At 61.3% G+C, this 20,405-nt stretch carries 17 protein-coding genes, 1 tRNA gene and 2 pseudogenes; 13 read left to right on the top strand and 7 right to left on the bottom strand.

Translation table 11 applies throughout. The features are described 5' to 3' along the window. Positions 1-53: 53 nt before the first annotated feature. Complete coding sequence (locus G5575_RS17685) at positions 54-3,542, bottom strand: AsmA-like C-terminal region-containing protein (protein WP_164535477.1); 3,489 nt, start codon at positions 3,540-3,542, stop codon at positions 54-56. 136 nt (positions 3,543-3,678) lie between these two features. On the opposite strand from G5575_RS17685, the gene G5575_RS17690 reads away from it, so the two are divergent. Together G5575_RS17690 and G5575_RS21955 are read left to right on the top strand one after the other, a co-directional pair. Next, entirely contained in the window at positions 3,679-4,167 is a 489-nt protein-coding gene (locus G5575_RS17690; RefSeq protein WP_164535478.1) for a peroxiredoxin, read from the top strand. A gap of 67 nt (positions 4,168-4,234) precedes the next feature. Then, on the top strand, positions 4,235-5,353 hold the full coding sequence (locus G5575_RS21955) for a M23 family metallopeptidase (protein ID WP_207633247.1): 1,119 nt from the start codon (positions 4,235-4,237) through the stop codon (positions 5,351-5,353). On the opposite strand, the gene prfB is transcribed toward G5575_RS21955, so the two are convergent. Then, positions 5,350-6,472 (bottom strand): peptide chain release factor 2 gene (gene prfB, locus G5575_RS17700; RefSeq protein WP_164535479.1). Its coding sequence is split into 2 segments (ribosomal slippage): positions 5,350-6,402 and positions 6,404-6,472, totalling 1,122 coding nucleotides; the frame shifts between segments, so codons are not numbered across the junction. The genes G5575_RS21955 and prfB overlap by 4 nt on opposite strands. Before the next feature lie 99 nt (positions 6,473-6,571). Here prfB and G5575_RS17705 point away from each other — a divergent pair. From G5575_RS17705 to G5575_RS17725, 5 genes and pseudogenes are all read left to right on the top strand, one after another. Beyond that, positions 6,572-6,647, top strand: a tRNA-Arg gene (locus tag G5575_RS17705). A gap of 120 nt (positions 6,648-6,767) precedes the next feature. Further along, a complete protein-coding gene (gene osmF / locus G5575_RS17710; RefSeq protein ID WP_164535480.1) occupies positions 6,768-7,679 on the top strand; it encodes a glycine betaine ABC transporter substrate-binding protein OsmF in 912 nt (303 codons plus the stop codon). 32 nt (positions 7,680-7,711) lie between these two features. Next, a pseudogene (locus G5575_RS17715) lies at positions 7,712-8,907 on the top strand (ABC transporter permease). Then, entirely contained in the window at positions 8,904-9,839 is a 936-nt protein-coding gene (locus tag G5575_RS17720; RefSeq protein WP_164535481.1) for an ABC transporter ATP-binding protein, read from the top strand. The pseudogene G5575_RS17715 and the gene G5575_RS17720 overlap by 4 nt, the downstream one beginning before the upstream one ends. Further along, on the top strand, positions 9,836-10,582 hold the full coding sequence (locus G5575_RS17725; protein WP_164535482.1) for an ABC transporter permease: 747 nt from the start codon (positions 9,836-9,838) through the stop codon (positions 10,580-10,582). Before G5575_RS17720 ends, G5575_RS17725 begins: the two co-directional genes overlap by 4 nt. On the opposite strand, the gene G5575_RS17730 is transcribed toward G5575_RS17725, so the two are convergent. From G5575_RS17730 to G5575_RS17740, 3 genes are all read right to left on the bottom strand, one after another. Continuing rightward, positions 10,579-12,315 (bottom strand): ABC transporter ATP-binding protein, encoded by a 1,737-nt coding sequence (locus tag G5575_RS17730; protein ID WP_164535483.1) that lies wholly within the window; start codon positions 12,313-12,315, stop codon positions 10,579-10,581. The two genes, G5575_RS17725 and G5575_RS17730, sit on opposite strands and share 4 nt — an antisense overlap. A gap of 64 nt (positions 12,316-12,379) precedes the next feature. After that, a complete protein-coding gene (locus G5575_RS17735; RefSeq protein ID WP_164535484.1) occupies positions 12,380-13,195 on the bottom strand; it encodes a sensor histidine kinase in 816 nt (271 codons plus the stop codon). A gap of 92 nt (positions 13,196-13,287) precedes the next feature. Then, entirely contained in the window at positions 13,288-13,959 is a 672-nt protein-coding gene (locus tag G5575_RS17740; protein ID WP_164535485.1) for a PDC sensor domain-containing protein, read from the bottom strand. Positions 13,960-14,116: 157 nt separating this feature from the next. Here G5575_RS17740 and G5575_RS17745 point away from each other — a divergent pair, with 157 nt between their 5' ends. Then, positions 14,117-14,605 carry a CAP domain-containing protein gene (locus G5575_RS17745; protein WP_164535486.1) on the top strand — a complete coding sequence of 163 codons (489 nt, stop codon included), beginning with the start codon at positions 14,117-14,119 and terminating at the stop codon, positions 14,603-14,605. Further along, positions 14,595-14,825 (top strand): sulfurtransferase TusA family protein, encoded by a 231-nt coding sequence (locus G5575_RS17750; protein ID WP_235936126.1) that lies wholly within the window; start codon positions 14,595-14,597, stop codon positions 14,823-14,825. Before G5575_RS17745 ends, G5575_RS17750 begins: the two co-directional genes overlap by 11 nt. Here G5575_RS17750 and G5575_RS17755 read toward each other — a convergent pair. Next, positions 14,822-15,991 carry a D-alanyl-D-alanine carboxypeptidase family protein gene (locus G5575_RS17755; RefSeq protein ID WP_164535487.1) on the bottom strand — a complete coding sequence of 390 codons (1,170 nt, stop codon included), beginning with the start codon at positions 15,989-15,991 and terminating at the stop codon, positions 14,822-14,824. The genes G5575_RS17750 and G5575_RS17755 overlap by 4 nt on opposite strands. 153 nt (positions 15,992-16,144) lie before the next feature. Between G5575_RS17755 and G5575_RS17760 the strand changes: the two genes are divergently transcribed. Further along, entirely contained in the window at positions 16,145-16,561 is a 417-nt protein-coding gene (locus G5575_RS17760; RefSeq protein WP_164535488.1) for a winged helix-turn-helix transcriptional regulator, read from the top strand. A gap of 3 nt (positions 16,562-16,564) precedes the next feature. On the opposite strand, the gene G5575_RS17765 is transcribed toward G5575_RS17760, so the two are convergent. Next, complete coding sequence (locus G5575_RS17765; RefSeq protein ID WP_328766531.1) at positions 16,565-17,464, bottom strand: division plane positioning ATPase MipZ; 900 nt, start codon at positions 17,462-17,464, stop codon at positions 16,565-16,567. Positions 17,465-18,038: 574 nt separating this feature from the next. Here G5575_RS17765 and G5575_RS17770 point away from each other — a divergent pair. The 3 genes and pseudogenes from G5575_RS17770 (at position 18,039) to trmFO (ending at position 20,317) form a co-directional block, all read left to right on the top strand. Beyond that, on the top strand, positions 18,039-18,188 hold the full coding sequence (locus tag G5575_RS17770; protein ID WP_164535489.1) for a DUF1127 domain-containing protein: 150 nt from the start codon (positions 18,039-18,041) through the stop codon (positions 18,186-18,188). A 144-nt stretch (positions 18,189-18,332) separates the two neighbouring features. Then, positions 18,333-18,893, top strand: coding sequence for a type 1 glutamine amidotransferase domain-containing protein (locus G5575_RS17775; RefSeq protein ID WP_164535490.1), 561 nt, complete (start codon positions 18,333-18,335; stop codon positions 18,891-18,893). Between the two features lie 42 nt (positions 18,894-18,935). After that, positions 18,936-20,317 (top strand): annotated as a pseudogene (gene trmFO, locus G5575_RS17780) (methylenetetrahydrofolate--tRNA-(uracil(54)-C(5))-methyltransferase (FADH(2)-oxidizing) TrmFO). Positions 20,318-20,405: the final 88 nt, after the last annotated feature.

The raw sequence follows: 20,405 nt of genomic DNA on the forward strand, positions 1-20,405 counted from the left end.
TGCCCCGTAGAAAGCAGTGAAAACAAGAAGGCGTCGCGAAAGCGGCGCCTTTTTTAGTGTGCGGTAGATGTTGTGCCCTGGCGGAACTCGAAGAGTTCGCGGAGGAAACCGGGGGCGAGGATGGAGAGCGGGTTGACGACGAATTGCGGCTGACCGAGCGGTCCACGGACGGCGAAGGTGACGCCGACCAGGCCTTCGCTGTCGCGGCCGCCGAGCAAGGGCCCGAGCAGGGGGATTTGCGCAAAGGCATTGTTGAGGCCGAAGAGCGGGACGAAGGTGCCGGTGAGGTCGTACTGGCCGCGATCGGTATAGATGAAGCCGCGCAGGTTACCGCCGACCGTTGCGCCAGCAACGACGGCATTGGTGACTTCGACGCTCTTGTCGCGCCGGACAAAGGTAACCTCGCCAGCCGTGAAATCGAGGCGATTGTTCAAGGCGATGGCGTCGCGCGAATCGGCGTGGTTGCCGACGATCTGGGCGACGTTGTCCTCGTCGACGATGGCGAAGTTGCGCAGTACGAGCTGGCCGACTTCGACATCCTGCTTGCGGTCGGTGGTCATCACCAGGCTGCCGGAACCACCGGCCAGCTGTGAGTAGACGCCGAGGAGGCGCAGGATCGTCCCGGCGTCGTTGAAGGCAACCGAAAGTGAGCGTCCGTTGGGCGCCGGATTGGTCGTGACGGAGATGGCATTGCCTTCGTCGAACTGGGCGGAGAGGATCGCGCGCGAAAGTTCGCCATTGCGAAGTGCCAGATCGAGATCGAGGTTGAAGGCGGTCGTGGCGTAGAAGCCGATCGCTCGATCGAGCTGCACATCGAGGTTTATAGACTGATCGAGTTGAGTGGTCTCGATGCCGCCGCTGCCGGTGTCGAGGCTGAAGAAGCGTCCGAGCATGGGTTTCAGATCGAGCTGCGCACCGCGAATGGTGACGTCGAAGCCGCCTTCGAGCGGGGCAAGCTCCACCTGTGCGCTGTCACCCTTGCTCAAGGCGAAGGTATCGAACTTCGCCGAAACGAGGCCGTCGGTTGCGTGGAAGTCCAGAACTCCGGCGAGGCGAACATCGCCGAAGGACAGGGAGATGTCTTCGAGGTGGGTTACCTCGCCATCGGGGCGAATGATCGCCTCGAGCGTCCCGGGCGTGCCGAGAGCTTTGGAAATGCCGAGGTCCCTAATGTCGAGGCCAGCGCCCTCCAGATCAACGGACATCTGGAGGGCTCCGTCCGTCGTCGGCTGCGCAACGAACTGAACCTGGCCGCTCAAGAACTCGGACGCGTCAAAACCCATAGCAGCGAGGTCATCGACGGCGACCGTCGATGCAATGCGAAGAGCGGGGTCGGTGGTGGGCGTGCCTTCCACCGATATTTCAGCGACCATGCCGTCGATATCTGCGGTGCCGCCGAGCTGATAGCCGGCCTGATTGGCCGAGAAGGAAAGCTGACCGTTGCTGATGGCGCGGCCCTCGATCGGCTCCGCGCTGCCGAAATCGGCGACGGTGCCGTTGGCGACATAATCGATCTTCATCGGCCGTTTCTGCTCTTCGTCGGCAAGGGCAATGGTGGCGACGAGCCCGAGGTCGAGCGTGCCGGTGAGGCTTTGGAGATCGAGTGGCAGTTCGACGGCGCTTAGCGCGTCGGGCTGTTGTTCCTGGGCAAGCGCGATCAGGGCTGGAATGGGTGCGTTGACGTCGCCCGATATCTCGACGATCGGCTCCTCTGGGTTGGTGTTGTCCATGACCAAGGCCGGGTTCCGGATCTCTATGGCGCCGCCAGCTGTCTCGACCCGGCCGCCGCCGCCGGACACGGAGAAATTGCCGTCATAGGCGATGCGAGTTTCACCGATAATCTGGATGGGCGGCATGGCTTCGGTCGCTTTGATGGCGACGCCTTCTCCATTGATCTCGATGTCCATGCTGTCCGGCGGCAAAGGCTGATCGCTGCCGCCGGTGAAGTCCATGGCGCCGACCGGGAAATTGAACTCCATGCGGGCGTTCTTGACTGTTCCTTGTGGGACATTGGCGACAAACCAGTCCCGGCTTTCGCCGCCCATGATGTATGGCCAGAGGCGTTTGAAATCGTCGGCGGTGATGCCCTGCCCGGCCACGGACATGTCGATGCCAATGCCGTCCTGAACGAGATCGATCCGCCCGGCGGTGGCCACCGAAGCATTGCCGCGTCGAGCAACCAGCCGGTCGATACCGAGTGCGCCGTAAAGCGGCGCTGACCAACCGGAAAACTCTACCGTGTCGAATGGGACGGCGGGCGTCGCCAGATCATTGGGGTTGATGCTGACCTCACGCGCGTCGATCGACATGCCGACGGTCGGTCCATATTTTTGGTCGAGCCCCATGGCGAAGACGCCGGCGATAATGGCGCGGCTGTTGCCGATCTGGAGCGTCCCTTCCGCCAGGGAGAATTGTCCGAGCTCAGGATACCATGAGATGTCGAGGATCGAGCTGGCGATGGGGAAATAGTCGTCCTCAAGGCGCAGATCGAGGCCGGTCAGGTCGATCTTGAATTCGCCATCGATCAACTTGCCGGTGTCGCCGGTGAAGGTCACATCGATCGACACCGCACCGGCGCCACGCATGGCCGCGACGCTGTCACGGTCATCGACGAAAGGCATGAGGGCGGAAAAATCGAGATTGGTGACGTCGGCCTGAAGGCGGCGGGTGCCGTCTTCGTCCAGGGAGCGCTCGATGCTGCCGATCACGGTGCGGCCGCCGATCAGGGCGGAAAACTCGCCAACGGTCGTGCCTGTGCGGGCATCCGGGCCGATATCGAGATTGGCAGCAGCGATCTCGCGATAGATGCCGTAGACCGGATCGGTCATGTCAATGCGGGCATCCCGCACCACGAGACGGGAGAAGCGGCCGAGCTCGGTTTGCTGGACGAGGTCGCTGAGCGACTGTTCGCTGGCTTCAAGATTGTAGATCAGCCAGTCATTGTCCGAGCGCATCGGCGGGGCTTCGCCAGCGCTATTGGCGATGCCGGTAGGCGAAATGGCGATGGGCGGAAAGGTGTCTTCACCTTCGAGCACACGAATGGTGTAGATGGCGCCGTTTTCGCCTTCCACCACCTCGAAACGGCCAGGGCGTGGTCCATAAAGATCTTGGATGATCTGCACGTGTGGGGCTACGACGGTGATGGTCGTGCCTGGTTGGCCAAAAAGGGCGCGGGCGGGCGAAAAGCCGACCTCGAGCGCTTCCATGGCGATGAAAGCGCCGCTCTTGGTGTCGCGATATTGAACCGGCGCGAAGCGGATCACGGGCCAGACGCCGCCCTCGAGCGCGAGCGCCATATCGCCCATGGAGAGATCGGCAGATGGCGGGATAAAGGACTGCACGAAGCCGCGAATGGCGGGACCGGTAAACGGCAGGCGGATCGGGGTAATCAGCAGCGTAATATAGAGCAGGATGAGGATGGCTGAGGGAATGCCGAGAAGCCAGACCGCAACCTTGAAGGCCCGTCGCGATTTCGACCTTTGCCGCGGCTTGGCGGTTGGCGCAGGATCAAGGGTATGGTCTGGACTAGATGCTTGGTTCACTGCCGCCATACCAGGCGAGCCGGGCCGCTACCCTGCTCGCAGAATCATCCGCCCGCAGGCGGTCCAATGCCCAATGATACCGGCTGGAATGTGGCGCCAACAGCCCTATCGCAGTGACTTAACAAGGGGATAGACGATGACGCATCTGAACGAGGGCGACCCTGCCCCAGACTTCACGCTTCACCGTGATGATGGCACAGCCATTAGCAGCCAAGCACTAGCGGGCCATCCGATCGTGCTGTTTTTCTATCCTGAGGATGACTCTGGTGGCTGCGTTGATGAGAATCAGGAGTTTTCTGCGCTCTCGGATGCGTTCAGCGTTCGCGACACTTTCCTTGTCGGCGTCTCACCTGATACTTCGGAAACGCACAAGAAGTTTAGAGAGAAGTACGGATTGAAAGTGCCGTTGGCTGCTGATCCGCAACGGAAAATTATCGAGGCGTTCGGCTTGTGGCAGATGAAGAAGCTTTATGGGCGCGAGTTCATGGGGCTTGTGCGCACGAGCATCATCATCGACCAGAATGGGCGGATCGCACGCATCATCCGGGCGACGCGGATCAAGGGCCATGCCGCCAAGATGCTGGAGGCGCTGGATGAAGTGATTGCCGGCGAGGTCGGCGCCTGACGTTTTCGGCTTTTTAACCAAGCGCGCTCATAATCGGTTCACCATGTGAGTGCGTGAGGGCGGTGCGGTGTTCAGACGGGTTGAGCAGGGGCAAAGAGCTATTCGCGCCGGCATCCACCCAGCGCTGTTCTACGGCATGTTCGCGGTGCTGCTCGGCGGCAACGCGCTTTCCGGCACGGCGCTTTTGATGGCCCCAGATATCGCGCGGCTGATGGGCGGGCAGAACGAGCTAGTCGTGACTGCCTACGAGGATCGGCTCGCGCAGATGCGGGTCGAGATCGATCGTCTCCATTCGCGCTCCTATGCTCAGGCCGGTGACATCAACCTGCAGCTGCAGGAGCTATCTCAGCAGCAGGACGTGCTACTGGAACAGCATCAGCTGGTTAAGGCGCTCGTCGAAAAGGCGGATCAATTGGGCATTGCCTCGATCGAGATGCGTGGCACGCCGCCCGTCGCAGCACCGACGATTTCGGGGAATCCGGATGTTGCAGCGACCGCGGCATCGGTGAACCAGATGATGACCGAGACGCAGCAGGCGATGGTGGGTATCGCCAGCGCGGCCAATGAGCGAACCGACGGCATCGTCAGCGAAATGGATCGGCTGGGAATTGCGCTGGAACTGCCCGAAGCGGGGCTGAGCGGCGTTGGCGGACCGCTGCTGGAGGCTTCGGACGGCGAGGGCTCGCCGATGATCGATGATGCCAATTCGGTCATGGATGCGCTGATGCGCTACAAGGCGGCGCGCGATGGGGTCAATTCAGCGCCGGTACATATGCCGATCTCGGGCAATTTCCGGCAGAGCTCGACCTTCGGCAATCGGAGCGATCCGTTTACTGGGCGCAAGGCGTTTCATTCCGGTCTGGATTTTGCTGCCGCTTCTGGAACGACGGTTTTCAGCGCGGCCGACGGGGTCGTCAGTTTTGTCGGCGACCGCTCAGGCTATGGCAAGGTGGTGGAAGTGCGCCACGCCAATGGGATCGTCAGCCGCTATGCGCATCTTAGCGCACAGCTGGCGCGCGAGGGACAGAAGGTGACGACGGGGACGCCGATCGCCAAGGTCGGATCGACGGGACGTTCGACCGGTCCGCACCTTCACTTCGAGGTGCGGCGGGGCGAAAATGCGCTCGATCCCAAGCCGTTCCTCGATGCCGGGAAACGGCTTGGGGTTATGCTGGGCCAGGGCTAGTCGGCAGCTACGTCGGTGGCGACGCCGACGCGCTGGGCCAGGGCCGCTTCCATAAACTCGTCGAGATCGCCATCCAGCACCACTGAGGGCTGGCCGCTTTCAACGCCGGTTCGCAGGTCCTTGACCATCTGGTAGGGCTGCAGCACGTAGGAACGGATCTGGTGGCCCCAGCCGATATCGGTCTTGCTGGCAGCTTGGGCGTTGGCCGCTTCTTCGCGCTTCTGCAACTCCTGCTCATAGAGACGAGCCTTGAGCATGTTCATGGCCGTTGCACGGTTCTTGTGCTGGCTGCGCTCCTGCTGGCAGGCCACGATGATGCCGGAAGGCACGTGGGTGATACGGATGGCCGAGTCGGTGGTGTTGACGTGCTGGCCGCCGGCGCCGGATGCGCGATAGGTGTCAACCTTGAGGTCGGCTTCGCGGATTTCGATATCGATGGAGTCGTCGACCACCGGATAAACCCAGCAGCTGGAGAAGCTAGTGTGGCGACGGGCAGCGGAGTCGTATGGGCTGATGCGAACGAGGCGATGGACGCCGCTTTCGGTCTTGAGCCAGCCATAGGCATTGTGGCCCTTGATCTGGATGGTCGCCGACTTGATGCCGGCTTCTTCGCCGTCGTGCATTTCGAGCACTTCGACCTTCATCTTCCGGCGCTCGGCCCAGCGGGTATACATGCGCAACAGCATGTTGGCCCAGTCCTGGCTCTCGGTGCCACCGGCGCCGGAGTGAATTTCGACATAGCAGTCATTGCTGTCGACTTCGCCGGAAAGCAAAGTTTCAATCTGGCGACGCCGGGCACTGCCCTTGAGCTCGATCAGCGCGGCTTCGGCGTCGCGCACGATCTCGCCGTCGCCCTCGGCTTCACCGAGCTCGATCAGTTCGACATTATCGGCGATGCCGGTCTCGAGCTCGCGTACGGCCTTGACCGCAACATCGAGTTCGTCGCGCTCGCGCATGGTGACGCGGGCTTTTTCCGGATCGTTCCAGAAGTCGGGAGATTCGGTTTGCGCGTTCAGCGCGTCGAGACGGACCTGTGCAGTATCCCAGTCAAAGATGCCTCCTCAGCAGGGTCAGAACCTGCTCGATTTCGGCAACGGTCTTTTCGATTTCCGCGCGCATTTCATGTTCCTTGTTCGGCGCCCCGTTTAGCGGAGAGGGCCGGGAGGATCAACCGCCGCTTGAAAATGAAGGTGCCCGCTGGTACTCCGGCTCATGGCTGGTCCCGTAGCTCAGCAGGATAGAGCACCGGATTCCTAATCCGGGGTCGTGGGTTCGAATCCCGCCGGGGTCACCATTTTCGTCGCCGTGGTCAGCGTCGAGTGATCTGCCAAGGGTTGGCAGCCGTAATAATTATCTCCAGACTGTGGAACCAAGCTCCAGCTTGCGACTTTCAGACCCAATTGGGGATTAATCTATGTCTATCATGAAGCTTTTGGCTGGCACCGCTGCCGGCGTTGTCTTGTTGACCAGCGCTGCTTCGGCGCAGGTGGTCGTGTCTTCCAAGATCGATACGGAAGGCGCGCTTTTGGGTAACGTCATTCTTCAGGTGCTTGAAGATGGCGGCATCGAGGTGACCGACCGTATTTCGCTCGGCGCAACGCCGATCGTGCGCGCCGCCATCGAAGCGGGCGAGATCGATATCTATCCCGAATATACGTCCAATGTGGGCTTCTTCTATAACGTCTCGGACGATCCGGCCTGGAAGTCGGCCGACACGGCCTATGCTTTCGCCAAGACGCTCGATTACGAGAATGCCAACATCGTCTGGCTTCAGCCGGCGCCCGCGAACAACACCTGGGCCGTCGCGATTACGCAGGCCATCGCTGACGAGAACGACATCACAACTTTCTCCGATTTCGGCAAGTATGTCGCCGACGGGGGCGAAGTGAAGCTTGCGGCTTCGGCCGAGTTCGTGAACTCCGAGTCCGCCCTGCCTGCTTTCCAAGAAGCCTATGCCTTCACCATGCAGCCCAACCAGCTGGTGGTGCTATCCGGTGGCGATACCTCCGCGACGATTGCCGCGGCCGCACAGGGCACCGATGGCGTCAATGCCGCCATGGTCTATGGCACCGACGGCGCGATCGCGGCGGCCGGACTTGTTGTGCTTGAAGACGACAAGGGTGTGCAGCCTGTTTATGAGCCTGCGCCGATCGTGCGCGAAGAAGTGCTAATGGCCAATCCGGAAATCAAGACGCTGCTCGAGCCCGTGTTCCAGAAGCTTGACCTGACCACGCTGCAGACGCTTAACGGCCGCATCCAGGTCGATGGCGAAGCTGCCGCCGATGTGGCCCGCGACTGGCTGACCGAAAACGGGTTCCTGAGCTGAGTTGACGTGGCGGCCAAGGTCGCCTCATTCGCATGTCTCAGGCCCAAATATCGCTTTCGCCTGATCTAAGGGCGCCTCGCTTGGATAAACTTGGCGTGGTTGTCGCTTTGATCGTCGTGGCGGCAATCGCGCTTTTGCCGTTCGTGATTTCCAAACCCAACCGGATCGTTCTAGGCGAACCCCTGCCGATCTACCTTGCTCTGCCGCAACCGCTGGCGGCTTTGGTGCTGGTTATTGTTGGCGGCGGCACGATAATGGCGCTGTTGCGCACCCCTACCCTATGGCGTCTGCTTGTGGGCTTTGGCCTGGTGATCGGGCTGACGATCATGCTTGGGATGTCGGCAGACGGCTTGACGCCTGAGGGGAACACTGTCGGCCGGGTATCACCGGGGGCGGGATTTTGGCTTTTGTCATTTGCCTTTGCCCTGGTTGCTGCCGATGCCTTGATCCGCTTGCGGCTAAGCCCAGTGTGGCGCTTGGCCAATCTGGCAGCAGTCGCCTCCGCTTTTGGCATCATCCTTATAGCGGGGCTGTTGGACGATGTTTCCATGCTCCGCGAATATGCCAATCGCGGGCAGGCTTTCTTGGCGGAAGCGCGGACGCATCTGTTTTTGGCATTCGGCTCGCTTGGGGCGGCTACGCTGATTGGCGTCCCGCTCGGCGTTCTGGCTTACCGCTTCCGCAAGCTGCGCGTGGGTCTGCTCAACACGCTCAACGTCGTTCAGACCATTCCCTCGATCGCCCTTTTGGCCTGTTGATCGCACCGCTCGCCTGGATTGCAGCCAATGTGCCGGGCGCGAGAGCTGCCGGTGTTTCCGGTATTGGTGCGGCGCCGGCCATGGTCGCGCTTTTTGCCTATTCGCTGCTGCCCATCGTCGCCAACACAGTTTCGGGGCTGCAGTCGGTGCCGGCAACAGTCAAAGAAGCGGCCCGCGGCATGGGGATGACGCGCATGCAGATGCTGTTCCAGGCTGAAGTGCCCCTGGCGCTCCCCATCATCCTCACCGGTATCAGGGTGGTACTGGTGCAGAATATCGGCCTGGCGACCATCGCGGCGTTGATCGGAGGCGGTGGTTTTGGGGTCTTCGTGTTCCAGGGCATCGGACAAACGGCCATGGACCTGGTGCTGCTCGGCGCTATCCCAACAGTGGCACTGGCCTTTGCCAGTGCGGTGGTGATGGACGCGTTGGTCGACCTCGCATCACCCGGAAAGGCGCGCGGCGCATGATCGAAATCAATGGGCTGAGCAAGGTCTTCGATGGCTCAACAGTGGTCGACACTGTTTCGCTGACGGTTGCCAGCGGCGACATCTGCGCCGTGGTCGGCACGTCGGGATCGGGCAAGACGACGCTGTTGCGGATGATCAACCGGCTGGTCGAGCCGAGTGCCGGCAGCGTCCTGATCGATGGCCGAAACACGCGCGACTTTGCTGGCTATGAGCTGCGGCGGCAGATCGGCTATGCGATTCAGGGTAATGGGCTTTTTCCGCATCGCACAGTGGGCCAGAATATTGCGACGGTGCCCAAGCTCCTGAAGTGGGATCGGGAGCGGATCAGCGCCCGTGTCGATGAGCTGCTGACCCTGTTCCAGCTAGATCCGGCGCAGTACCGCCATCGCCTGCCGCGCGAACTTTCGGGTGGCGAACAGCAGCGCGTCGGGGTGGCCCGGGCGCTGGCGGCGGGGCCGAATATCCTCCTTATGGACGAGCCGTTCGGCGCGCTCGACCCGATCATTCGCGGCAAGGCGCAGACTGACCTCCTGGCGATCCAGCGCCGGCTCGGCACGACGATCGTTCTCGTGACCCACGACATGAACGAGGCGATCGCGCTGGGTAGCCGGATTGCTGTGATGGACAAGGGGCATCTGCTGCAATACGCGACGCCGGCCGAGATCATCACCCATCCTGCCAACGAGTTCGTGGCGACGCTGATCGGTAGCGGCGAGCGTCCGTTCCGGCTGTTATCGCTCGACATCGTCCTCAACCATATCGAGCCTGGGGACGCTCAGGGCGAGAGCGTGGATGCGCATGCGAGCTTGCGCGATGCCTATGCGGAATGCCTGTGGTCGGGGCGCGAGGCGCTGCCCGTGACGGACAAGGGTGTGCACATCGGCCGGGTCACGCTTCAGCGCTTAAGCCAGCTGGCGGCAAGGCCACAATGAACTGGGGCCTGGTATTTCGGGCCGCTCTCGCGGTGGTCCTCTTGGCGTTTCTCGTCAGCCCGGACAGCTTCGCGCCGCTGTTGCAGCCGCTCGTCAAATACGGGGCGCCGCCGATCTACCATCAGGGCAACTTGCTCGAGATTACGCTAAACCATCTCTGGATCACCTTTGCGGCGACATTGGCGGCCACGATCTTTGCCGTGGGGCTCGCGATCCTTGTCACCCGACCTTTTGGCGCCGAATTCCTACCGCTGAGCCGCAGCATCGCCAATGTCGGGCAGACGATCCCTCCGGTGGCGGTGCTGGCCCTGGCTATTCCGCTCCTCGGCTTTGGAACCGAGCCGATCCTCGTGGCGCTTTTTCTCTATGGGCTCCTGCCGATCTTCGAGAACGCGCTGGCCGGGCTCGCCAATGTGCCGCGCGACGTTGAAGAAGCGGCGCGCGGCATGGGGCTGACGCCCTGGCAGCGGCTGGTACAGATCGAGTTGCCCTTGGCTCTGCCGGTGATGCTGACGGGCATAAGGATAGCGGCCGTGATTTCGCTTTCCACCGCGACGATCGGGTCGACGGTGGCAGCGAAGACGCTTGGGGAGGTGATCATCGCTGGGCTCACCACCAACAACACTGCCTTCGTGCTGCAGGGCGGATTGATCGTCGGCGCCTGCGCGGTGCTGATCAACGATGGCCTGCTTGCCCTCGAGCGCGTGCTCGCCCAGCGCACCGGACGGGCGCAGAGAGCCTAGGGGCGGTTCGGCGTGGTAAGGCCGCCGAACTGAGCCTGGTGGAGGTGCGCATAGGCGCCGGCGCGGGCGAGCAGCGCTTCGTGTGGACCTTCTTCGACAATGCCGGTTTCGTCGACGACGACGATGCGGTCGGCATGCTGGATGGTCGCGAGACGGTGGGCGATCACCAGTGTGGTGCGACCGCGCGAAAGTTCGCTCAGTGACTGCTGGATGGCGAGTTCGGTTGCGGTATCGAGCGCCGAGGTGGCTTCGTCGAGGATCAGGATGGGCGGGTTCTTGAGGAAGATTCGGGCGATGGCGACGCGCTGCTTCTGGCCGCCCGAGAGCTTGACGCCGCGTTCGCCGACCATGGTGTCTAAACCGTCGGGCAAGCGGGCGATGACGTTGTCGAGGCGGGCCTGGCGGGCGGCCGCGAGAATGTCCTCGTCGCTGGCGCCGAGGCGGCCATAGGCGATATTTTCGCGCAGGGTACCGCCGAACAGGAAGACGTCTTGCTGGACGATGCCGATCTGGCTGCGGAGGCTCACTTGCGTCATGTCGCGGATGTCGATGCCATCGATGCTGATGGAGCCGCTGTCGATCTCATAGAAGCGCGGCAAGAGCGCACAAAGCGTAGTCTTGCCGGCGCCGGAGGGACCGACGACGGCGACGGTTTCACCGGCTGCGACCTTGAGGTTTAGGCCGGAAAGGATGGGACGGCCTGGTTCGTAGGAGAATCCGACATCGGTGAAGGCGATGTCGCCGCGCAGATGCGAGACGTGTTTGGCGCCGGGGCGGTCGGCGATGTCGGGATCGGTGTCGATCAGCTTGGTAAAGCGGGTGAAGCCGGCGATGCCCTTGGGGTAGCTTTCGAGCACGCCGGTGATCTTGTCGATGGGGCGCATGAAGACGTCGACCAGCAACAGGAAGCTGACGAAGCCGCCATAGGTCATCTCACCCTGCACCACGAGCCAGGCGCCCATCAGCATGACCGTAAGCTGGGTCATTCGGGTGGACAGATAGGTGATTGTGATGCTCGCCGTCATGATGGCGTAGGCTTTGAGCTTGGTGGTGCGGTAGGCCTGGTTATTGCCTTCGAACAGGCGCGACTCGTGGCCCTCGTTGGCGAAGGCCTTGACCACGCGGATGCCGCCGATGGAGTCCTCGACGCGGGTGTTGAACTCCCCTACCCGGCCGAAGAGCTCGCGCCAGTTCTGCGTCATGCGCGAGCCGTAGCGGCTGACGAGCCAGGTCATGATGGGGACGATGACGACGGTGACCGAGGCGAGTTGCCAATTGGTCAGGAACATCAAGATAAAGGCGCCGATAAAGGTCATGACCGCGAGGAACATGTCTTCAGGGCCATGGTGGGCGACTTCGCCAACGTCTTCGAGATCCTTGGTAACGTGGGTGATCAGGTGGCCGGTCTTGTGGTTGTCGAAGAAGCGGAAGCTGAGCTTTTGAAGGTGGTCGAAGACCTGCCGACGCATGTCGGTCTCGATGGAGACGCCGAGGACGTGGCCGAAATAGTTGACCACGGCATGGAGGACGGCATTGAGCGCGTAAATGGCAAGAAGGCCCGCGCCGGCGGCGACGATGAGGCTGAAATTGGATTGAGGCAGCAGTTGGTCGATGAAATAGGCGACCGCCAGCGGGAAGGCCAGTTCGAGAAGACCGGCGACGACGGCGCTGCCGAAATCGAGGGCGAAAAAGCCCTTATAGGGCGCGTAGTATGAAAAGAAGCGCTTGATCATCATAAGCTGACTTTGGAAATCGGCTTATGCCATGCCCGATGCGGCGGCGAGCCTCAAGCTCTAATTAGGCCGGGGTCGCGACCGGTTTGGCATGCGCCGCGTCGTGGCCTGCCGATGCAAGGGCAAGGTCGGCCTCAAAGCGGGTGCCGTTGTCATTGACGAACTTGTAGGTGCCGCCCATTTGCGAGACCACGCCGCGGATCAGGCGCAGGCCCATGCTGGTGGGCGTGTCGGGCAAGGTGCCGAAGCCGACACCGTTGTCGGCGACGACGAGTTCGCAGCGGCCATGGCCCAAGTCTTTGACCTTGACCTCGATAATGCCGTCTCGGCCGTCGGCAAAAGCATATTTTAGCGCGTTGGTGATCAGCTCGCTCAGCAGCAGCGAGAGCGGCGTGATGTGATCGCGGTCGACAGCGACGTGGTCGACGGCATAGCGAACCTCGGCGTTGGAGCCATAGGCATGCACGACCTCGTTGACCACGACCGGGATTAGGGCGTGGGCATCGATGTCCTCATATTTGTCATTGCGGTAGATGTGCTCGTGCATCGCGGCCATGGCACTGAGCCGGCTTTGCAGGTCGATCTTGGCACTCTTGGGCATATCCTGCATGCGGACCAGCGACTGCACCGACTGGAGGTTATTTTTGACGCGATGGTGGATTTCGCGGAAGAGCATGACGTTGGTTTCATTGGCGGCCTCGAGCTCGGCCCGGCGCTTTGCATCGCGGCGCAAGAGGCGGATGACATAAAGACCTCCAGCGACCAGTGCGATCATGATGGGCGCGACGATAATGAAAACCGAAATGATGGCGTTGTGGAGAGAGGACCAAGTCGTATTGGTAGCAACCGATGCCAGAGCGACGATGTCCGTGCCGGGCACGACGCGATAGCCGACGACCCTCGATATGCCGTCAATCGGGGAGGTCTCTGAGAAGTAGGAGCCGGTATCGGCTTCGCGGAGATGTTCGGTGATCAGCGGGTGATTGAAAGGTCGACCGGACCATCCGGTGCCGGGTAACGTGCCATGAGGGCGCCGTCGCTGCGGACAAGGCTGACGGTGGAGCCAAGATCGAAATCCAGAGCCTGGAAGAATTCTTCCATGACCGAGCCGTCGAAGGAGACCATTACGGCACCGGCAAATTCGCCTTGGCGCTGCACGCGACGGGAAAAAACGAAGACCTGTTCGCCGGTGAGGCGGCTGATCAGCAGGCCCGACGTATAGAAATTGAGGCCCGCCTGAGCGGCCTTGAAATATTCCCGGTCGGAAACGTCGACCTGTTCAGTGTTCGGCACCGTGGAGAAGATGGTGTGGCCGGTGCGCTCGATGATGTAGACGTTGACCTCGTTGGGCAGCCCCCGCACCGCGGCCTGCAGGGTGTCGCGGTTGATGTCGAGGTCGGGGCCGAGCACAGCGTCCATGCGACGCAGGGTTTGTTCGGCGACCTGGGCCATCCAGCCGGCATTGGTGGCGACGACGCGGGCACTCGATTCGGCGCGCTCCTCAAGGCGCTGTCCAGTCTGCACAACTGCTGCCGCAACGAAGTATGTGAAGACGCCCGCGAACGCCAAAAAGCACAAGAGCAACAAGGCAATAGCCACAGTTGCTGCACGGACTTCCCGCACTGGCTTATTGCCCTCGGCCAAAGCATGCTCCCCACAATGCTGCCCAGTTTCGAGCGCTCTTCTGCGCCCGAAATGGGTCAACACGCAAGACCCAGTCAACGACAGCGTGATGCTGCTGTTAACGTCACGGCAGGCCACAGCTGTTAATTGCGGCTAACTGGCAGAGAGAAGGAAATCTATGTCTCAACGCGTCTTAAAATCCGCCGTAGCCGCTTTGTCCCTCGCCGCAGCTTTGGCACTCGCCGGCTGTTCCTCCTTCGGCGGAGCCGCGCCGACCTCGGCCACGGCCCTGGCTCCGGCGCTTTCGGCACGCATGGATCAGCCCAATGCCGTGCTCGACTCCCAGCAGGCGATCGGATTGATCAACGCCTATCGCGCGACCAACAATCTCCCGCCACTGGTTGCAGATGCGGGCCTCAACGGTACGGCACAGGCACTGGCAAGCCAATATGCCCAGACCAATGTCGCACCGACCAAACCGCAGGCACTGGCGCAGATGAAGCTTAGTGCCGGTTACGCGACCTTTGCCGAAACTTTCTCGGGCTGGCGCAACAATCCTGCCGACGCGGTCGGTCTCTTAACCCCGGCCAGCAAGGCGGGCGTGGCCGTGGCATTCAACCCGACATCGAGCTACGGCATCTACTGGGTGCTGGTTCTTGGCAACTGAGCGGCTGACCATCGACGCCAGGGGGATCAAATGCCCCCTGCCCGTCCTCAAGATGGAAAAAGCTCTGGCAGACCTGCAGCCGGGTGCGCTTCTGGTCGTGCTAGCGACCGACCCGATGGCAAAGGTCGATATTCCGCTTTATTGCCGGCAAAAAAGCCACGCATACGCGCTCGACGAGAGCGATGGCGTATATCGATTCACAATCACCAAAGCAGGCTAGAGATCGGCGGGACGCGGCCGTGGCATCGGGATGTTGAGACCGCCTGCCGCCACGGGGGTCGTCACCGGCCCCTTGAGCGCGGCGCTTGCGAGCGGTGCACTGAATGTCGGCGTGTGGGCCGGACGAGGACGCGGCAGCGCGATGTTGTTGCGCACGCGACCAAGATCGACCGCGGTATATTCATGCATGGCAATCTTGTCGGTCAGGAAGCTGGGCTGACCCGCCATCCCGATCGGGAAAAGAGCCTCCTGCGACTTCACATAGGCTTCGGCTTCCTTGCCGCAAATTCGCGAACGCATGTCGACCGGGGTAACGCCGGTGGCATTTGACAGGGCGAGAACGTTTTGGCCGGTGGATTGATACTGCCCGTTGAGGGCGGCCGACAACATTTCTGCAGCACGCTCATTACGCTCGCGGCCGGAGGAGCCGCCTAACACCACTGCCAGAAGCTTGCGGCCGCCCCGATCGACGGTGGCAACAATGTTCAAGCCCGAGGCGCAGACATAGCCCGTTTTCATGCCGGTGGTGCCGGCAAAGCCTTCGAGGAGGCCATTATTGGACTCAAGACGCGCATTGCCGAGCCGCACGACGCCGGTGCCGAACATTGGCATGAATTGGGGGAAAGTCTGCTCGATATAGAGCGAGAGCACGGCGAGGTCGCGGGCGGTGGTTACCTGCGCTGCATTGTGAAGGCCATGCGGATTGACGAAGTGAGTGCCTGATAGACCCATGCGCTGGGCCACGTCATTCATCTTGGCGACAAAGGCGGTTTCGTTGCCGGCGACCGTTTCGGCCAGAGCGACGGCAATGTCGTTGGCCGATTTGACCACGAGGATATAGAGCGCGTCCTTGAGCGAAATGGAGCTATCAACCTTGAGCCCTGACTTGCTCGGCGCCTGGTTGAAGGCATTTTTGGAAATTGTAACCGGCGTATCGAGTGTCACCGTTCCCTTGCTCAATTCCTCGAAAACCACATAGGCCGTCATGAGCTTGGTCAGCGAAGCGGGATGCCAGGGCTGGCCGGCCTCTTGCGCGTAAAGCACCTGAAGGTTGCTGCGGTCGACCAACAGCATCGGGTTGGCCCAGGCCGGCACCAGGGCGGCAAGGGACAGCGCAATAGCAAGGACTAGGCGGCGGACAAACAAGAGCGCGCTCCGGATGGTCATTTGTGAACGCGCCCTCTTAGCAGCGACATTAGGGTAGCTCAAGGAAAGGCGGGCCTGGCTGACGGGCATTTGACAACACGCCTGTTCGCGCCACTAGGCACAACAAGTAACTGCGTCTATATTTGTGCCTAAGCATCATCCATGGAGGCACCAATGTCGCTGCAAGACACGTCGCAGGTTTCGAACTGCTCCGCCATGTCGGACGTCCTCAACCGCATTGGCGACAAGTGGAGCGTGATGGTGGTAGGCATGCTCGGCCGCAACGGCACGCTGCGCTTCAACGAACTCAAGCGCATGATCAATGGCGTGTCGCAGCGCATGTTGACGCTGACGCTGCGCAATCTCGAGCGCGATGGGCTGGTGACGCGGACGATCTATCCGGAAGTGCCACCGCGCGTCGAGTACAGCCTGACCGAGCTTGGAAAGACCCTCCAGGGTCCGATCAGCGCGTTGTGGGATTGGTCGGCGGAAAATCACTTTGCCATCGTCGAGGCGCGGGCGATCTATGACCTACGCCAGGACGCGACGGCTGCGGCGGAGCCGCGCAAGATCGCCTATGCGCGGGGCTGAGGACTAGCTTTCGCTGCGCGCCGCCATGTGCGCGAAGCGGTTGACGTCGCCGGGCTGACTGGCCAGCACTTCGCGACGCGCTTCGGCACGGCGGCTGGCCGTCAGATTGAGGGCAGTCACGAGGGCCCGATATTCCTGACGCGCGCTCATATGCGACATGGATGGCATGCCGCCCAGGAGTTCTTCGTCCAGCGGATCGAACACCGTCATGCCGGTAGAAAATAGCGACCGGAAGATGACGCGTTCGGCAATACCGTCGGCGACCCGGCAACCCAGGCGTGCGGCGATACGGTCCAACATGGTCTGAACTTGGCGCATGTTGCGCGAGGACAGCATGGAAATGCGATTGCGGACCAAGATCCAGTCGATGTTCTTGCCATCAACCGACAGCCGCTCGGAGCGCGCACGCTGCACCAAGCGGGCATAGTGGCTGAGCTCGCGCGGCTCGCCGGTGACCGGGTCCACCTGGGCCATGACGCTGAGATCGATGAGACTATCATTGACCGGGGTGATCAGGGTGTCGGCAAGAGAATGCGCTAGACGGGTTAGGTTGGTATCAAACCCCGGCGTGTCGACGACGATGAAATCGGTGCTCGCTTCGACCTCGCCGATGGCCTGGCGGAAGAGGTCAAATTCGATGCGATGATTTTCCTTGAGGGAATCGCCGCGCGCCAAAGGCAGATGGAAGTGAGTGGTGTGCGGCAAGTTCAGGCCCTTGCTGCGCGCCCAGTCGCGGCGATTACGAACATAGTGCGTGAGGGTCTGCTGGCGGCTATCGACGTCGATGGACGCGACCTTGTGGCCTTGGTGCAGCAGGAAAACAGCCAGGTGAAACGCGGTGGTGGATTTACCCGACCCGCCCTTCTCGTTGCCCAACACAATGACATGCGCGCCTTGCCGCACCGTCGACCCCCAAATCAGTTCGGCTGGAGTTTCTGTTCTCGCTTGGCGGCGCACAAGCGAAAATATTGAATTCAGGTTAAAGCTTGCGTCATTGTTCCCATGCGTCCGTTTGATGAAACTGGCATGCGCCGAGTGCATGCAGAGGTTGACGTAAACGGCATGGCACTGACCGCCAAATACGCTCATGGTCAGCGTTGCCGACGCCAGCCACAAGGACGACGCCGATGTTTGTGCGAGCCGTATGGCGCCTCAAGCGCCTCGTCGACATCAAGCAAACGTTGCGGGAAATGGACGTTCCTACAACGCGAGATGCTGACATACTCGGGCTTTCGGGCCCCGACTTCTCGAAGATGACGCGGTCTTTGTTCGACCGCTAAGACCTCAAGGCAAAAATGCATGGCAAGGCCGCCGGATTTTCGTCCGGCGGCCTTGGCTTTGCCGGGAACGTTAATGGAGGCTGAACACGCGATCACGTTGCTATGTAAAAAGCGCATAGCTTGATTGATCAATATCGGACTGCTCGCCTTGGAAGGCTTTGGCTATATAAGTCCCTGTAGACGACAGGAGACATCAAATGGACATCCGCAAGACTTTCCAGAAGTGGGCCGCGTACCAGCAGACGGTTCGTGAACTTGCTTCGCTCGACAATCGTCAGCTCAACGATCTGGGCATTGCTCGCACCGACATCAGCCGTGTTGCTCGCGATCATGCCAACAATCTCTAAGATCGCTGGCCTCGATACTTATAAGCGAACACCCGCTTCTCTCTGAGATGCGGGTGTTTTGCTTTAGCGGGCACGTGATCGCTAAGGCTGGAACAATGACTGATTTCTCCCGTTTGGTCTGCGCACCCAAAACAGGAGAAGATGATGCAGAGCCTTTCGGGCAAAGCCATCGCCATTCTGGCGACGAATGGTTTCGAACAATCCGAACTTGAAACACCGCTGAAGACGCTGCGCGCGGCCGGTGCCGATGTGCATGTGATTTCGCTCAAGGCGGGCGAGATCAAGGGCTGGGACGAGGACGACTGGGGCAGTGCCGTGCCGGTCGACAAGACCCTCGATAGCGTTTCGGCGGATAGCTATGATGCCATCGTTCTGCCGGGCGGCCAGATCAATCCGGACCTCTTGCGCGTCGAAAGCAAGGCCATCGACTTCATCAAATCGTTCTGGCAGCAGAAAAAGGTGGTCGCGGCCATCTGCCATGCGCCGTGGTTGCTGGTGGAAGCCGGGATCGTCAAGGGCCGCAAGGTGACTTCGTTCAAATCGATCAAGACCGACGTTATCAATGCCGGCGGACAGTGGGAAGATAGCGCGGTGGTCACCGACCAGGGGCTGATCACCAGCCGCAATCCGGGCGACCTCGAGGCTTTTTGCGAAAAGATCGCCGAAGAAATCAACGAAGGCCGTCACGAACGCCGCGCCGCGTAAGCAAAGATTGCCGAGACATGGCGGGCTTGCTATTTCCCCGCCATGTCAAACCAACCCATTCACATCATCGGCGGCGGGCTCGCCGGTTCTGAAGCTGCCTGGCAGGCCGCGGAAGCGGGCGCCAAGGTCATCGTCCACGAAATGCGCGGCGTCAAAGTCACCGATGCGCATTCGACGGACAATTTTGCCGAGCTTGTCTGCTCCAACAGTTTTCGGTCCGACGATCATGAGCAGAATGCCGTCGGGCTCCTCCATGAAGAGATGCGCCGCTGCGGCTCGCTGATCATGCGGGCGGCGGACCAGCACAAGCTGCCGGCCGGTGGTGCGCTGGCGGTGGATCGCGACGGCTTCTCGCTGGCGGTCACCGAGGCAATCCACAATCATCCCAATATCACTGTCGTGCGCGAGGAAATCGCGGGCTGGCCGGATGCGGATTGGAGCCATGTGATCATTGCCACCGGGCCGCTGACCTCCCCTGCCCTGGCGGCTGCAGTCCTGGAAAAGACCGGCGAGGATTCGCTGGCCTTTTTCGACGCGATCGCGCCGATCATCCATTATGACAGCATCGACCACGACATTGCTTGGAAGCAGTCGCGCTACGACAAGGCCGGGCCCGGCGGCACGGGGGCGGATTATCTGAACCTGCCGATGGATCGCGACCAGTATTATGCCTTTGTCGAGGCGCTGATCTCGGCGCCGCTGCATGAGTTCAAGGATTGGGAGAAGGTGCCATATTTCGATGGCTGCTTGCCGATCGAAGTGATGGCAGAGCGTGGGCCGGAAACGCTGCGGCACGGACCGATGAGCCGGTTGGTCTTACCAATCCGCGCAACCCGACGGTCAAACCCTATGCCATCGTGCAGCTACGGCAGGACAATGCGTTGGGCACGCTGTGGAACATGGTCGGGTTCCAGACCAAGATGCGCTACGGTATCCAGGCCGAAATCTTCCGGATGATCCCGGGGCTGCAGAACGCGCAATTTGCGCGGTTGGGCGGCTTACACCGCAATACATTCATCAACTCGCCAAAGGTTCTGTCGGCCGATCTCAAGCTCAAGGTCGATACGCGGATCCGCTTTGCGGGCCAGGTAACCGGCGTCGAAGGCTATGTGGAAAGCGCTGCCTGCGGGTTGATCACGGGGCGGCTGACGGCGGCGGAAGCGCTGGGCGGCAGCATGGATGTGCCGCCGATGACAACGGCACTGGGCGCCCTGATTGGGCATATCACCGGTGGGCATGTCGAGGCGGAGAGTTATAGCGGGGCGCGCAGCTTTCAGCCGATGAATGTCAACTTCGGGCTGTTCCCCGAGGTGACCGTGGAGAAACCGGAAGGCGTCAAGCGCTGGCGGGGGCCCGAGAAGACGATGGCAAAGCGCCGGGCGATTACCGGACGGGCGCTGGAGGATTTGAAGGCTTGGGCTTGAGACCTCATGGTGAGCCTGTCGAACCACGAGGTCGGGCACGCAGATCTCGCCGCGACCTCGTCCTTCGTCCTTAGACAAGCTCAGGACG

Source organism: Devosia aurantiaca (genome assembly GCF_011058215.1).
Taxonomy (GTDB): Bacteria; Pseudomonadota; Alphaproteobacteria; order Rhizobiales; family Devosiaceae; genus Devosia; species Devosia aurantiaca.